Below are 14159 nucleotides of genomic sequence, written 5' to 3' on the forward strand. Positions count from 1 at the left end.
CACGCAGCCGCCGCCGTCGGACCTCGGCGGGCCCGGTCAGCGACCGGGTCCGCCGGGCAACCCCTGCCGATGTGGTCGGACCACTGTTCACGGATCACGGACGCCACACAGGATCGAGACCTGCCGTAGCCCGTCCGCCCCAGGGGTGAGGCGAGGGCAGGAGCCTAGACAGCCTCTCCCCCGCGCGTCGAGCCGGCGTCAGGCACCCGCCCCGACCCCGGCCGACGCCGCCGCGGTGGTGATCGGGGTGATCCACGACTGGTGCGTCTCGGGGCTCTTGGTGATGGCCAGCAGCTCGTCCATGTGCGGCTCCAGGCCGGTGACCTTGTCGAGCGGCACACCGACGACGAGCTGAAAGCCCAGACCCTTCCACGCCCGCACGGCGCGGCCGGCGAAGTCGGAGTCGGCCTTGACGAAGCCCTCGTCGAGGAAGACCGGGGCGAAGCGGGGCCGCGAGCGCATCTCGTCGCCGAGGCGGAAGCGCAGCGCGGAGCCGACGATGAAGGCCACCAGCTCCTGGCTCTCCCCGCCGCTCTTCTCCCCCAGGGTGCGGTAGGTCGCGCGCAGCTCCCCGGTGGCGGAGTCGTAGCGCTCGGCGCTGACCTCGACGTGACGGCGCACGTCGAGCAGCCGGTCGCGGTCGGTCGGCTCGCCGGCGCGCTCCCCCGACTGCGCGGGCGGGCGCAGCTGGTCCATGAAGCGGCTCAGGTCGGTGAAGCGGCGCTCGAGGTCGGCCTCCTCCAGCCGGGCCGGTGAGGCGGCCGAGAGCGCGCGGAGGTCCTTGAGGAAGACCTGCACGTGGGCGGGGCTGAGCCGGCGCAGCCGGATGCGCAGCCGGTCGCCGGCCCCGCCGAACTCCAGGCGCCGCAGGATCGCGTTGATCGGCTCGAGACGGTCCTCGATGTCCTCGATCGAGGCCGCCATCGCCCCGACCAGGGGCACGAGGTCCTGCCCGCTCCACTCGGTGAGCCGGCGGCGCCACTCGGTGCGGCGCTCGGCCAGCCCGGTGCCGCGGATGTCGGCGAGGATGCGGGCGAAGTCGGGGTAGGAGGCCACCGACGTGCCGAGGTTGGGCGACTCCCAGCGCGCGACGTAGAGCCGGAAGACCGCGCTCAGCTCGTCCTCGACCCGCGCGATCTCGGTCTCGGTGTCGGCCACGGCCGCGCGCAGCCGCTCGGCCAGGCGCTGGGAGGTCTCGGCGAAGCGGTCGAGGTCCTCGGGGTCGGCCGGGGCGGCGGCCGCGGCGAAGTCGGCGGCCAGGGCGCCCGACTGGGCGTCGGTGAGGTCGACCGCGCCGGAGGCCAGGATGGTCTCGAGGCGGTCCTTGACCAGGTCCTCGTCGTCGACCAGGCGACCGTGCACCTCCTCGAGGGTGCGCTGGCGCTGCTCGAGGGCGAAGCGCCGCCGGCGCGTGTCCTCCAGCCGCGCGGCCAGGGCCTCGACCTGCGACTCGGTGGCGCGCAGCTGGTCGTCGGCGCCGAGGATCTCCGCGCGCCGGCGCTCCAGGTCGTCGATGCGCTCCTGGCTGCCCTCTACGTCGAGGTCGGCGAAGCGGGCGGTCACCACGGCGTCGTACGACGAGCGCTGCAGCTCCAGCACGCTGCTGCGCCGGTCGAGCTCGACCAGCTCGGCGTCGAGCGCGCCGAGGTCGCGCTCCACCGCGGCGAGCTCGGCGTCGACCTCGGCCACGGCCTCGTCGTTGGAGAAGCCGATGATGCTGCGTGCCTCCGAGCGCCCGTGGCTGCCGCGGCGACCGCTGCGGGTCTGCCCGGCCAGGGTCACCCGCAGGCCGGGGCCGGCGAGGTCGGCGGCGTCCTCGACGCACAGCGCGTTGCGCGAGGGCTCGGAGACGTGGGCCTGCACCCACCCGGAGAAGGGCGAGGAGCGGAAGACCAGCTTGCCCGCGACCCTCTCGGGGTCGGCGGGGCCGAGGTCGGGCAGGTCGAGCGGGGCGCCCTCGAAGCTCAGCCGCCCGCGCAGGCGCAGCCCGTCGATGGCCGAGGAGAAGTGCTGGAGCCGATCGAGGGGCACCAGCAGCACCCGGGCGCTGGCGCCCAGCACGGTCTCGACCGCGGTGCGCCAGCGCGCCTCGTCGGGCGCGACGTCGAGCAGCTCGGCCACGAAGGGCAGCTCCTCGGGGCTCAGCCCGCTGGCGCGGGCGACCTCGGCGCGCAGCTCGTGGAGCTGGGCCGGCACGCGCCCGGCGCGGCTCTCCAGCGAGGCGCGCTCGGCGCGCAGCTCCGATTGCCGCCTGCTCAGCGGATAGCGCCGGTCGCGGGCGGCGTCGCGCTCGCGGCGGGTCTGCTGCTGGTGACGGTCCCACCCCGAGAGCCACTGGCGGGCGTGGAGCTGGAGCACGCTGAAGGACTCCGCCGACCGCAGCGACGCCTCGAGGTCGCGGGCCTCGGAGTCGGCCGCGGCGAGCAGCGGCAGCAGCCGCTCCTCCAGGGCGTCGCGGCGGGCCTGGCGCTCCTGGCGTACGGACTGCTCCTGCTCCAGGCCGAGGGCGATCGACTCCAGCGCGGAACCGCCGGCGTCCTGGTGGGCCTCGCGGGCGGCGTCGAGGTCGGCGACCAGGCGGCGCTCGTCGCGCGCCGCGGCCGCCAGCTCCCCGGCGGTGGTGGTGCGGTCGCGGCGGTTGGCGTCGGTGGCGGTCTCGATCAGGCGCAGGTGGGTCTGGAGCAGCCAGCGGCGCAGCGGGGTGTCACCGGAGCGGGTCACGCCGTAGGAGTCGAGCTCGGCCAGGCGTCGGGTGGCGCCGCGGCGGCGCTCCTCCAGCCCGGTGATGGGGCCGAGCAGCTCGAGCTTGGCCTCCTCAGTGCGCATGGCGGTGTAGGCGGCCTCGAGGTCGTCGAAGTGCTCGATGGCGCGGTCGGCGGCGGCGTAGGTGGCGGGCCTCTCGAGCACCATGTCCTTGTAGAGCTCGTCGACGCTGCGCACCTGGTTGCCAGCCTGGATGCGCGCCAGCAGGCGCAGCGCCTTGGCGCCGTCGCCGTTGGCGCCGATGCCGAGGCGGGCGTGGAGCACGGCGGAGAACTCGGCGTAGGTGCGATGCACCCGGATGCCGGGGAAGAGCTTCTTCAGCGTCGTGGCGTGGAAGCGCTCGGGCACCGCGACCTCGAGGCTGGTCAGCTCCAGCCCGGAGTCGTGGGTGACCAGCTGCATCTGCACGTCGGCGGAGCGGGTGGCACGCCTCGGCACGTAGTAGGTGCGCAGCACCGTGAAGCGCCCGCCGCGGTCGTTGACGAAGGTCATCGCCACCGCACCCCACGTGTCACCGCCCTGGCCGCGCAGCAGCCGCTCCACCGGCCGGCCGGTGCGGGGGTCGTCGACGACGTCGACGGCGCCGCGCAGGTAGGACAGCAGGTTGCGCTGGCCCGCGCCGCGCGCGCGACCGGCCACGGCGTCGTTGGAGGCGCCGTTGAACTTCGCGTCGGAAGGCATCATCAGCGCGGTGTAGGCGTCGAGCACGGTGCTCTTGCCCACGCCCGAGGCGCCCGAGATCATCGTGGCGTCGCCGCGCAGCGGGATCGTGGTCAGCCCCGAGAAGCCACCCCAGTTGACCAGCTGCAGCAGGCTGGCACGCCACTGCATGGTGTCGTCCTTCGGCGTCGCGACGACGCCGCGGTCGAAGAGGCCCTCGCCGGTCTCGTCGGCCATCTCGTCGGTGGGCTCGTCGGGGACCGGGCCGTCGAGCCGGTCGCTCTCGTGCACGCTCATGCCTGCTCCTCGCTCGCGTCGTACTCGGGCGCGACCTCGCCGAAGAGGTCGACCGGCGCCTCCGGCGCAGCCGGTACGTCGGAGCCGTTGGCGCGCCGCAGCGCCTCCAGCAGCTCTTGGAGCAGCTCGAGCGGCAGCAGCGCCTCGACGGCCTCGCTGACCTCGAAGCGCTCCTCGGCCGCGGTGGGGATCAGCAGGCCGGTGCGCGCGACGGCCAGCACCGCGTTGCGGGCCCGCTTCTCCTCCGCGGCCTCGTCGGTGACGTGGGCGGGCCGGAAGGTCGCGACGTGGGCGACCAGGTCGTCGCGGTCGACGTAGACCCGCGCGTCACCCGCGGCCAGGCCGGCACGCAACCGGTCGCGCAGGTGCACCAGCACGATGGTCTCCTCGCGCGACCAGGCCGCGTCGTAGAGCAGCGTCGGGAAGCGGGCGCCCGTCTCGGAGGTCGCCTGCCGCTTCCAGGCCACCTCGCGCTCGCGGTCGACCGCCAGCTCGAGGAAGAGGTCGTTGAGCCGCGAGCGCAGCACCCGCTCGTGCTCCACCAGCACCCGCCAGTCGCGCGGGTGGGTGCGGGCGCTGACGAAGCGCTGCTTGAGCAGCGTGACCAGCACGTGGCGCTGGGCCAGCTCCAGGCCGCCCTCGTCGCCCTCGAAGAGCGAGACCGACCCCCCGTCGGGGACCCGCACGTCGAGGTGGGCGGCCAGGTCGCCGTCGGAGTCGTGACCGGAGTCGTGACCGGAGTCGTGGCCGGAGTCGTGGCCGGAGTCGTGGCCGGGCTCGGGCGCGAGGTCGGGGTCGCGGCGCAGGTCGGCGGTGTCGACGTCGGTCATCGGGCCTCGCTCTCGGGTCGGTGCTGCGGGTCGGGGGTCTCGGCGCCGGCCGTGCCTGCGGTGCCGGCCTCGGCGCCCGGCGGCGAGCCGCGCAGCGGGGTGCGGGGGGCGGTGAAGGTGCGGGTGGAGCCGTCGGCGCGCACGGCGGCGTAGGTCTCCAGCTCCTGCTCGGCCTCCCAGCCGTGGTCGGCGGCGAGGTGGAGCAGCCCGAGGATCTCGACCGGGCGGCGCAGCGAGGGCTCGAGGCCGGCGAAGAGCGCGCCCAGGGAGTCGGGCGGGTGGGTGGAGGCCAGGGCGAGGTCGAGGCGCTCGCGCAGCGAGCCGAGCTGGGGGCCGCCCTGGGCGCGCAGCGCGTCGAGGGAGACCGCCGGCGCCTCGTCGGGGCCGGCGGTGGCGATGCGGTCGGGCAGGACGTCGTCGGCGGGGTCGTAGAAGCGCTCGCGCAGGTGCTCGACGCCGGCCCGGCTGGGCAGCAGGGCCAGCTCGAGGGTGGCGCGGGGCCCGGTGGTGGCCATCCAGGTGGCCAGCTCCGACTCGACCTGGCGCAGCGTCTGCTCCAGCTCGCGGTCGCGCTCGACGTCGCGGGAGACGATGTAGTCACGCAGCGTGGCCGTCACCCGGGCGCGCTGGGCCAGCACGCGGTCGAGGCCCTCGCGCACCAGGCGCACCGTGCCGCGCAGCTCGGCGCGGTCGGCGTCGCCGAGCACGCCGTCGGCGACGGGGTGCTCCAGCAGCGCGGTGAGGTCGTCACGCAGCCGGCCGACCAGCTCCTCGTCGCGCAGCAGCGCGAAGGCGCCCTCGAAGGCGCGGCCCTCGTGGGTGGCGGTCATCAGGGCGTCGGCGCGGGCGAGGTAGTCGTCGATGACCTCGCCGGCCGGGCGGTCCTCGGCGCGGAAGGCGGCCAGGATCTCGCTGCGGATGGTGGCGAAGCGCTCCTCGACGCGCGCGAAGTCGCTGGGCAGCGCGGAGACCAGCGAGAGCAGCTCGGTGAAGCCCTCCTGCATGTAGTCCTCGCTCACGCCGACCAGCTCGGCGCCGTCGACGAGACGGTCGCGCTCGGCCTGGAGCCGGGCGATCTCGGCGTCGAGCAGCTCCACCCGCGAGGCGCGGTCGGGGTTGGCCTCGGCGTTGAAGCGGCGCACCGTGCCGAGCAGGGTCGCGATGCGGTGCTCGCTGAGGGTGGCGCGGTCACGCGCGAGGTTCTTGACCAGCTCGAGGGCCTGCTGGGCGTGGGAGGTCAGCGTGTAGACCTCGCGCCCGCCCTCGTCGAGGGAGCGCACCAGCCAGCGTCCGCGCATCCACCGCTGGCAGATCTCGCGCCCCTCCCCGACCGGCACCTCGCCCTCGTCGGCGTGCCGGATCGCGGCGAGGTGCTCCTCGACCTGCGTGTGCAGCCGCCCGGTGGGGATCGGCTTGTTGTCGCGGCCGAAGGCGGCGCGGAAGATCGTGATCACCACCGGCGCCTGGCGCTGGTGGAGCAGCGTGAGGGTCGGCTGGGAGAACGCGCCGCGCACGCGCGCGAGCTCCCCCGCGATCTCGCTCATCCCCGCCCTCTCACTGCCGACCGTCGCCCGACGCGGCTCGCGCCGCGACGAGCAAGCATCCCAGAGGGCGCCGACGACCCGGGGGTCGAGGGGGTCGCACCGGCCGCGGGCGCTGTGTCCCCCGGGGGCGGTGTGGCGTCATACGAGGCGTGGATGCGCATCCACCGATCGCATGACGTCCCGTGCGGCACCACCCGCGCCCGCCGGGCACCACCGCTCGCAGCCCCTCCGCCGAGCACACTCGCCACCGGCGGGCCGCCTCCGCGGACGTCATACGAGGCGTGGATGCGCATCCACCGATCGCATGACGTCCCGTGCGGGACCACCCGCGAGCGACCACCTTCGCTGCGGGCGGCCCAGCGCACCGGCGGCCTCAGGCGAGGGCGAGGAAGAGCTTCTCCATCTTCTTGGTGTCGACCCCGTCGAGACCCTCGCCGTCGGCGAGGCACTGCTGCAGGCCGGTGGCGACGATGGCGTAGCCGGCCCGCGAGAGGGCCTTGTTGACCGCGGCGAGCTGGGTGAGGACGTCCTCGCAGGACGACCCCTCCTCCATCATCCGGATGACGCTGGCCAGGTGGCCGTTGGCGCGCTTCATGCGCGTGATGATCGCCTTGATGTCGTCGGGCTGCAGGTCCATCAGTGTGCTCCGTCCTCGAGCGCGGTCAGCGCGGTGGTCAAGCGGGTGCGGGCGTCCTCCGACACCGCGCGCAGGGCGTCGCTGGGCTCCCCCACGAACGACGTCATGACGGCCGGGTCGAAGGCCTCGACCACGGTGGTGGTGTCGTCGACGGAGCGTACGACGACGTTGCACGGCAGCAGCGCGGCGATCGAGGGCTCGGCCTGGAGCGCCTGGTGCGCCAGCTGCGGGCGGCACGCGCCGAGGATCACCTGCGGCGCGACGTCGACGTCGAGCTTGGCCTTGAGGGTGGCCGCGAGGTCGATCTCGGTGAGCACCCCGAAGCCGACCTCGGCGAGCTGCTCCCTCACCGCGGCCACCGCCTCGGCGTAGGGGCGGTGGGTCGTGACGCGGATCGTGTAGTCGCTCATCAGCGGGGCCTTCCTCGTGCTGCCGATCGTGCTCGTGGGGTGCTGTCACGGTCGATGCTACAACCCCCCGGGGGGTTATGTTAGCGTCAACGACAGGAACCCCCCAGGGGGATACATCACCTGCACCGGAGAGGACCGACATGAGGCAGATCGACATCGACCAGCTCGCAGCCGCGATCGACGACGGCGCCGTGGTCGTCGACGTGCGCGAGCCCGGCGAGTACGCCGAGGGCCGCGTGCCCGGCGCCCGCAACATCCCGATGGGCCACCTGCCCTCGCGCCTGGGCGAGCTCGACCCCTCGCGGCCGGTGCACGTCGTGTGCGCCAGCGGCAACCGCAGCGCGGCCATGACCGACCTGCTCACCGCCCAGGGCCTCGAGGCGGTCAACGTCACCGGCGGCACCACCGCGTGGATCCGCTCCGGCCGCCCGGTCGAGAGGGGCTGACCCCGATGACCGCCACCTCCTCCCCCGCCACCTCCTCCCCCGCCGGCTCCACGACCGGCACCACGGCCGGCACCACGACCGGCACGGGTCTCACGGTCGTGCCGATCGAGACCCCGACGCTGGGCGACCGCAGCTACCTCGTGCACGACGGCGAGGTCGCCTTCGTCGTCGACCCGCAGCGCGACATCGACCGGGTGCTCGACCTGCTCGACGCCCACGGCGTGCGGCTGACCCACGTGCTCGAGACCCACCTGCACAACGACTACGTCACCGGCGGCCTCGCCCTCGCGGAGGCGACCGGAGCGTCGTACGTCGTCAACGGCGCCGACGAGGTCGCCTTCGCGCGCACCCCGGTCGCCGACGGCGAGGTGGTCGCGGTGGGCGAGCGGATGCGGCTCACCGCGCTGGCCACGCCCGGCCACACCTTCACCCACCTCGCCTACGCCCTGCGCGACCTCGGCACCGGCACCGGCGCCGGCACGGACGTCGGGGTCTTCTCCGGCGGCTCGCTGCTCTTCGGCGCGACCGGTCGCCCCGACCTGCTCGGGCCCGAGCACACCCACGACCTGGTGCGCCACCAGCACGCCTCCGCGCACCGGCTCGCCGCGCTGCTGCCCGACGAGGCCGAGGTCTTCCCCACCCACGGCTTCGGGTCCTTCTGCTCCGCGACCCAGTCCGACGCCACCTCCTCGACCATCGGCCGGGAGCGCACGACCAACCCCGTGCTGACCCAGGACGAGCAGTCCTACGTCGACGAGCTGCTCGCCGGTCTCGGCGCCTGGCCGGCCTACTACGCCCACATGGCCCCGGCCAACGCCGCCGGCCCCTCGGCACCCGACCTCAGCCCGCCCGCCCGGGCCGACGCCGAGGAGCTGCGCCGCCGCATCGAGGCCGGCGAGTGGGTCGTCGACCTGCGCCACCGCACCGCCTTCGCCGCGGGCCACGCCCCCGGCACCCTGAACTTCGGCCTCGACGGCGGCTTCGCGACCTACCTCGGCTGGCTCGTGCCCTGGGGCACCCCGCTCACCCTGCTCGGCGAGAGCGCCGCGGACGTCGCCGCCGCCCAGCGCGAGCTGGTGCGCATCGGCATCGACCGGCCCGCGGCCCACGCCACCGGCGACCCCGGGCAGTGGAGCACCTGTGCCCCCGCGAGCTTCGCCACCGCCACGTTCGCCGACCTCGCCCAGGTGCGCCACCACCGCGACGTGGTGGTGCTCGACGTGCGCCGCGGCGACGAGCACGCCGCGGCCGCCGTCGCCGGCGCCGTCAACGTGCCGCTGCACGAGCTGCTCGACCGGGTCGGCGAGGTGCCGCCGGGAGAGGTCTGGGTGCACTGCGCCGGCGGCTACCGCGCCTCGGTGGCGGCGTCGATCCTCGACGCCCACGCCCGGCGCCCCGTCGCGATCGACGACACCTTCGACCAGGCCGAGGCGGTGGGCCTGCACCTCGTCGGCCCCTCGGCATGAGCCGCCCGACCGGGCGGCGACCCGACCGACCGGGCGCGCCGTGACCCCCGAGACGACCCTGCTGGCGGCCCTCCTGGCCGGTGCCCTCATCGGGCTCAGCCTCGGCGCGCTGGGCGGTGGGGGGTCGATCCTTGCCGTGCCGGTGCTGGTCTACCTGCTCGGCCAGTCGCCCGCCCAGGCTACGACCGGCTCGCTGGTGGTGGTCGCGACGACCTCCCTGGCAGGGGCCGTCGCGGCCGCCCGGTCCGGCCACGTGCTGCTCGCGCGGGGGGTCGCCTTCGGGGCCGTGGCGACCGGCGGGGCGGTGCTCGGCGCCAAGGCCTCGGCCCACGTCGACGACGACGTCCTCCTCGCGGCCTTCGCCGCGCTCATGCTCCTCGTGGGTGCCCTGATGGCGGTGCGCCTCGTGCGCCGCCCCGCAGACGGGCCCTCCCACGCCGCGCGACCCGCCCTGGACGACCCGATCCTCACCTTCTCCCCCACCTTCGCCTGCGCCTGCCCGCGCGCGCTGAAGGTCCTGCTCACCGCGACCCTCGTGGGCGGGCTGACCGGCTTCCTCGGCGTGGGCGGCGGCTTCCTCGTCGTGCCCGCCCTGCTGCTGGCCCTCGCCCTCCCCCTGCCCTACGCCGCCGGCACGTCGCTGGTCGTCATCACGATCACCAGCGCCGCCGCGCTGGGCACCCGTGTCGGCGTGGGACCGGCCCCCGACTGGGGTCTCGTGCTCACCCTCACCGCCGCCTCAGCCCTCGCCGCCGTGGCCGGAGCCCGACTCGCCGACCGAGTCGACACCCGTCGGCTCTCCGCCGCCTTCACCGCCCTCGTCCTGGCCGTCGCCGCCTACACCGCGACCCAGGCCCTCCCCGCGCTGCTGTGACCCCACCGCACCGCGACCGCACCGCTACCGCACCACGTCGCGCTCCTCGCGAATCCACCAGCCCCTCATCCGACGCACCAGGAACGGACCGACCATGAGCACCACGAGCCCGCGCCGCGCCAGCGATGCCGACACCCCGCCCGACCAGCGCACCGGCCGACACTCTGAGCCCGCCGCCACTCACGCCTCCGAGACGCGACCCGGGCCGCTGGGGCGCCTCGGCGTCTGGGTCACCGACCACGCCCGCCTCGTCACCGGGGTCTGGCTGCTGCTCGTCGTCGGCCTCGGCGCCTTCGCCCCGCAGGTCGAGCACAACCTCTCCGGCGCCGGCTGGCAGGCCGACGGCTCGGAGTCGGTCGCGGCACGCGAGCTGGCGCGCGAGAGCTTCGGCGGCAACGCCTCCTCCGCGATCCAGGTCGTCGTCCACTCCACCGACGGACCCGTCACCGAGGGCGCGGGCCGTGACGTCCTGACCCGGGTCACCGCCGTGCTCGAGCGCGAGCCCCGTCTGGCCGACGTCGTGGCGCCGCAGCCGGGTGCCACCCTGAGCCAGGACGGCTCGACCGCGATCGTGCTCGCCGGCGCCGGCGTCGACACCAACGAGATGGTGCGGGTGGCCACCGACCTCAAGGAGGAGCTCCAGGACCTCTCCGTCGACGGGGTCCAGGTGAACCCCACCGGCTCCTCGCTGCTGTGGTCGGACTTCAACGAGGCCAACCTCGAGGCCATGCTGACGTCCGAGATGGTCTCGTGGCCGGTGACCATGGCGATCCTGGTGCTCGCCTTCGGCGCCCTCGTGGCCGCCGGCCTCCCCCTGGTCCTGACCCTCGCCGGGCTGGTCGCCTCCGCGGGATCGCTGGTGCTGATCAACGAGCTCGTCCCGGTCTCGATCTGGGCGATGAACTTCGCGATGATGTTCGCCCTCGCGCTCGGCATCGACTACGCGCTCTTCCTCGTGGTGCGCTACCGCGCCGCCAGGATGGGCGCCGGCCGCTCCGCGCGCCAGGCGGTCGCGGAGACCATGGACACCGCCGGCAAGGCCGTGCTCCTCTCCGGCGCCACCGTCCTGGTCTCGCTGTCGGCGGTGATGCTCGTGCCCTCGCCGTCGTTCCGGTCGATGGCCGGCGGCATCATGCTCTCGGTCGTCTTCGTCCTGGCCGCCACCCTCACCCTGCTGCCGCTGGTGCTGTTCACGCTCGACCACCGGATCAACAAGCTGTCCCTGCCCTGGGCCAGGACCGGGGAGCACCGATCCGCGGCCTTCGCCGCGTGGGGTGAGCGGCTCTGGAGGCGCCCCGTCGCGTGGGGTCTCGGCGCGCTGGTCGTGCTGCTCGCCCTCGCCGCGCCGGTCCTCGGCCTGACGACGGCGATGCCGTCCATCAAGGTCCTGCCGGAGGACGCCAGCGCCCGCATCGGCTACGACCTGGTCCAGGACTCCTTCGGCGACGGCGCGCCCGGCACGCTCCAGGTCGTGACCTCGGCAGCCGACTCCGAGGCCGCGAGCAGCGTGCTCGCCTCCGACCCCGGGATCGCGGGCGCCATGCCCGCCCAGCCGGCGGCCGACGACAGCGGGCTGGTCCTCCTGCAGGCCGTCCCGACTGTCGACCCCTCCGACCCCGCCCTCGCCGACACCGTCGACCGCCTGCGCACCGACCTGCCCGGTAGCGCGCTCGTCGGAGGTGCGGCGGTGGAGAACCTCGACCTGAAGGCCCAGCTCGACGAGTCCACGCCGCTGGTGATCGCCGTCGTGCTCGTGCTCGGCTTCCTGCTGCTGCTCGTGGCCCTGCAGGCCCCGCTCATCTCGTTGCTCGGCACCCTGGCGAGCCTGCTGTCCACCGCCGCCGCCTTCGGGGTCGCCCGCCTGGTGTTCCAGGAGGGCATCGGCGCCGACCTGCTGGGCTTCGAGAGCCAGGGCTTCCTCGACGCCTGGGCGCCGGTGTTCTTCTTCGCGATGATCTTCGCCATCGCCATGGACTACACCGTGTTCCTGCTGGCCTCCGCCAAGGAGCACTACGAGCGCTCCGGAGACCCCAAGGACGCGATGGTCGGCTCGCTGGCCCACTCCGGACGCGTCATCTTCGCCGCCGGCGCCGTCATGGTCGCGGTCTTCCTCACCTTCGCGCTCTCCGGGCCGCTGCCGCCCAAGGAGATGGGGATCGTGCTCGGCGTCGCCGTGCTGCTCGACGCCTTCCTCGTGCGGCTCGTGCTGCTGCCGGTCGTGCTGCGGCTCACCGGTCGCGCTGCCTGGTGGACCCCCGCCTGGCTGCGACGGGTGCTGCCCACCATCACGTTCTCGCACGGCTGACCACCCCCCGACCACACCACGGACCACCTGCACCACCCCACCACCACCACGAACCGAAGGAGCACCACCGTGTGCCGAGCAGTGACCTGCAAGCAGTGCGGCAAGACCACCTGGGCCGGCTGCGGCCAGCACGTCGACCAGGTCATGGCCCGCGTGCCCCGCGCCGACCGGTGCGCCGGCCACCCCCGCGAGGAGCGGCCCGGCCTGCTCGGGCGGCTCTTCGGCCGCAGGCCCTGAGCGCCCCGCCCGGCACGGGCCGGGCCGGGCCGGGCGCCCGGAGGCGCTCCCAGCGGCCCGGCTCGGCCCGGCCCGGCTCGGCTCGGCTCGGCTCGGGTCGGCCCGGCTCGGCTCGGCTCGGGCCAGCTCGGCTGAGCCCGGCTCAGCGCGACCCGGTTCGGCTCAGCGCGGCGCGGTCCCGGTCGGCACGACGTCGACCGGGGCTGCGGCTCGCGCCACCACCGCGGCCGTGACCGACTCGCGGCCCTCCGTCGGGTCCGTCTCCTGCGTCGGGTCCGTCTCCTGCGTCGGGTCCGTCTCCTGCGTCGGGTCCGTCTCCTGCGTCGTGTCCGTCGGGTCCGAGGTCACCGGGGCCGGTCCGCCTCGTACGGGATCGGCCGGTGCGCCGCCTGTGCCCACCACCACCAGGTCGGCGCGCCGCGAGGTCTGGAGGATCCCCTCGAGCACCGAGCCCGCGTAGAGCACGGTGTGGACCACGAGCTCCGGCTGCCACTCGCGCGCGGCGCGCTCGGCCGCCACCAGCAGCGCGTGCTCCTCGTGGGTGCGCGGCAGCACCGGCCGGGAGGGGCCGACCCGTCCGCCCGAGGCGCGACGGTCGTCCACGTGGAGGACCGTCACGCAGGTCGCGCGCCGCACGGCCCCCTCGACCGCCCGGCGCAGCACCGCCTCGTCACCGGGCCACCGGCCCAGGGCCGCGACCACGCCCACGTCCGCGCCGGCCCCGCTGCCCCGCTCCGCGCGCCTGCTGGCTGCCACCGCACTCCCCACCTCGGTCGTGCGCCCGGGCCCCCGACGGCCGGGGACGACGCCCCTCGAGCCTGCTCGACGGGGGCCGGGGCCGACAGGGACGTACGTCCCGCCCCGGCGGACCTCAGTCCCGAGCGGCGAGCACTCCCGCGGGCGGGCCGGCGGGCCGGCGGGTCGGCGGGCGCGCAGGGACCTTCGGCCCGCCGACCCGGGGCGCCCGGCCGGTGCGTCGGCAGGGTCGACGTACGAGCCTGGGGGCAGCAGCCCCCCCACGAGGAGCACCCGATGGACCGGCCCGACCCTGCACCCGACCAGGCCCGCGACCGGGGGCGCGGTGCCCGGGCCCTCGTGGCCCACGAGTCGATGTTCGGCAACACCCGCCTCGTCGCCGACGCCGTCGCCCGCGGCCTCGAGCGTGCCGGTGTCAGCACCGACGTGGTCGACGTGGCCGAGGCCGGCGCGGTGGGTCCCACGGTGCCCGACTACGACGTGCTGGTGGTCGGCGCCCCGACCCACGCCTTCTCGCTGAGCCGCGCCTCCTCGCGCGCGCAGGCGATCGAGCAGGGGGCGCCCCTCGACCACGAGGAGCGCGGCATGCGCGAGTGGCTGGCCGAGGTGCCCGAGCCCCCGCCCGGGGCGCACCACGCCGCGACGTTCGACACCCGTGTCACCAAGGTGCGGCACCTGCCGGGCTCGGCCGCGGTGAAGGCCGCGCGGATCCTGCGCCGCCACCACTACCTCGTCGAGGACGCCCCGCGGTCGTTCTACGTCGAGGACCTGCAGGGCCCGCTCGTCGCGGGCGAGGTCGACCGCGCCGAGGAGTGGGGCGCCGAGCTCGGCGCGGCCCAGGTGGCGCGTGGCCGCTCCCCGCGGGCCTGAGCGCACCGCGACCGACAGGCGCCCGGGACGCCGTGGACCCGGTGAGTCGTGGCACCAGGGCGCC

Annotated in this window: 12 protein-coding genes; 6 read left to right on the plus strand and 6 right to left on the minus strand. The window is 75.2% G+C overall.

The features are described from left to right. Positions 1 to 198: 198 nt before the first annotated feature. The 5 genes from ASF50_RS10305 to ASF50_RS10325 all read right to left on the minus strand — a co-directional run bounded on the left by ASF50_RS10305 (position 199) and on the right by ASF50_RS10325 (position 7141). Complete coding sequence (locus ASF50_RS10305; RefSeq protein WP_235557636.1) at positions 199 to 3720, minus strand: ATP-binding protein; 3522 nt, start codon at positions 3718 to 3720, stop codon at positions 199 to 201. Beyond that, entirely contained in the window at positions 3717 to 4550 is an 834-nt protein-coding gene (locus ASF50_RS10310) for a DUF4194 domain-containing protein (protein WP_082503098.1), read from the minus strand. The genes ASF50_RS10305 and ASF50_RS10310 overlap by 4 nt, the downstream gene beginning before the upstream one ends. Further along, the gene (locus ASF50_RS10315) at positions 4547 to 6094 is read right to left on the minus strand and encodes a DUF3375 domain-containing protein (protein ID WP_082503099.1); all 1548 of its coding nucleotides are present in this window, start codon (positions 6092 to 6094) and stop codon (positions 4547 to 4549) included. The genes ASF50_RS10310 and ASF50_RS10315 overlap by 4 nt, the downstream gene beginning before the upstream one ends. A gap of 373 nt (positions 6095 to 6467) precedes the next feature. Further along, a complete protein-coding gene (locus ASF50_RS10320; RefSeq protein ID WP_056862644.1) occupies positions 6468 to 6731 on the minus strand; it encodes a metal-sensitive transcriptional regulator in 264 nt (87 codons plus the stop codon). Further along, the gene (locus ASF50_RS10325; protein WP_056862643.1) at positions 6731 to 7141 is read right to left on the minus strand and encodes a DUF302 domain-containing protein; all 411 of its coding nucleotides are present in this window, start codon (positions 7139 to 7141) and stop codon (positions 6731 to 6733) included. The genes ASF50_RS10320 and ASF50_RS10325 overlap by 1 nt, the downstream gene beginning before the upstream one ends. A 140-nt stretch (positions 7142 to 7281) precedes the next feature. Between ASF50_RS10325 and ASF50_RS10330 the strand changes: the two genes are divergently transcribed. From ASF50_RS10330 to ASF50_RS19470, 5 genes are all read left to right on the plus strand, one after another. Continuing rightward, complete coding sequence (locus ASF50_RS10330) at positions 7282 to 7587, plus strand: rhodanese-like domain-containing protein (RefSeq protein ID WP_056904432.1); 306 nt, start codon at positions 7282 to 7284, stop codon at positions 7585 to 7587. A gap of 5 nt (positions 7588 to 7592) precedes the next feature. After that, on the plus strand, positions 7593 to 9053 hold the full coding sequence (locus tag ASF50_RS10335; protein WP_156718240.1) for an MBL fold metallo-hydrolase: 1461 nt from the start codon (positions 7593 to 7595) through the stop codon (positions 9051 to 9053). A 40-nt stretch (positions 9054 to 9093) separates the two neighbouring features. Next, on the plus strand, positions 9094 to 9927 hold the full coding sequence (locus tag ASF50_RS10340) for a sulfite exporter TauE/SafE family protein (protein ID WP_056904433.1): 834 nt from the start codon (positions 9094 to 9096) through the stop codon (positions 9925 to 9927). A gap of 94 nt (positions 9928 to 10021) precedes the next feature. Then, positions 10022 to 12232, plus strand: coding sequence for an MMPL family transporter (locus tag ASF50_RS10345; RefSeq protein WP_056904434.1), 2211 nt, complete (start codon positions 10022 to 10024; stop codon positions 12230 to 12232). Between the two features lie 69 nt (positions 12233 to 12301). Then, on the plus strand, positions 12302 to 12469 hold the full coding sequence (locus ASF50_RS19470; RefSeq protein ID WP_165699016.1) for a hypothetical protein: 168 nt from the start codon (positions 12302 to 12304) through the stop codon (positions 12467 to 12469). Positions 12470 to 12631: 162 nt separating this feature from the next. On the opposite strand, the gene ASF50_RS19265 is transcribed toward ASF50_RS19470, so the two are convergent. After that, positions 12632 to 13225: a universal stress protein gene (locus ASF50_RS19265; RefSeq protein ID WP_162242379.1), complete on the minus strand. Its 594-nt coding sequence runs from the start codon at positions 13223 to 13225 to the stop codon at positions 12632 to 12634. Between the two features lie 276 nt (positions 13226 to 13501). On the opposite strand from ASF50_RS19265, the gene ASF50_RS10355 reads away from it, so the two are divergent. Then, complete coding sequence (locus ASF50_RS10355) at positions 13502 to 14095, plus strand: flavodoxin family protein (protein WP_056904436.1); 594 nt, start codon at positions 13502 to 13504, stop codon at positions 14093 to 14095. The last annotated feature ends 64 nt before the right edge of the window (positions 14096 to 14159 follow it).

The sequence above is a fragment of the Nocardioides sp. Leaf307 genome (genome assembly GCF_001423135.1).
Classification (GTDB): domain Bacteria; phylum Actinomycetota; class Actinomycetes; order Propionibacteriales; family Nocardioidaceae; genus Nocardioides; species Nocardioides kribbensis.

Excerpts from the sequence above, each read along its gene's own strand:
- ASF50_RS10305 (WP_235557636.1), bottom strand. The coding sequence starts at position 3,720 with ATGAGCGTGCACGAGAGCGACCGGCTCGACGGCCCGGTCCCCGACGAG.
- ASF50_RS10345 (WP_056904434.1), top strand. The coding sequence starts at position 10,022 with ATGAGCACCACGAGCCCGCGCCGCGCCAGCGATGCCGACACCCCGCCC.
- ASF50_RS10315 (WP_082503099.1), bottom strand. The coding sequence starts at position 6,094 with ATGAGCGAGATCGCGGGGGAGCTCGCGCGCGTGCGCGGCGCGTTCTCC.
- ASF50_RS10325 (WP_056862643.1), bottom strand. The coding sequence starts at position 7,141 with ATGAGCGACTACACGATCCGCGTCACGACCCACCGCCCCTACGCCGAG.
- ASF50_RS10320 (WP_056862644.1), bottom strand. The coding sequence starts at position 6,731 with ATGGACCTGCAGCCCGACGACATCAAGGCGATCATCACGCGCATGAAG.
- ASF50_RS10335 (WP_156718240.1), top strand. The coding sequence starts at position 7,593 with ATGACCGCCACCTCCTCCCCCGCCACCTCCTCCCCCGCCGGCTCCACG.
- ASF50_RS10355 (WP_056904436.1), top strand. The coding sequence starts at position 13,502 with ATGGACCGGCCCGACCCTGCACCCGACCAGGCCCGCGACCGGGGGCGC.
- ASF50_RS10330 (WP_056904432.1), top strand. The coding sequence starts at position 7,282 with ATGAGGCAGATCGACATCGACCAGCTCGCAGCCGCGATCGACGACGGC.
- ASF50_RS10310 (WP_082503098.1), bottom strand. The coding sequence starts at position 4,550 with ATGACCGACGTCGACACCGCCGACCTGCGCCGCGACCCCGACCTCGCG.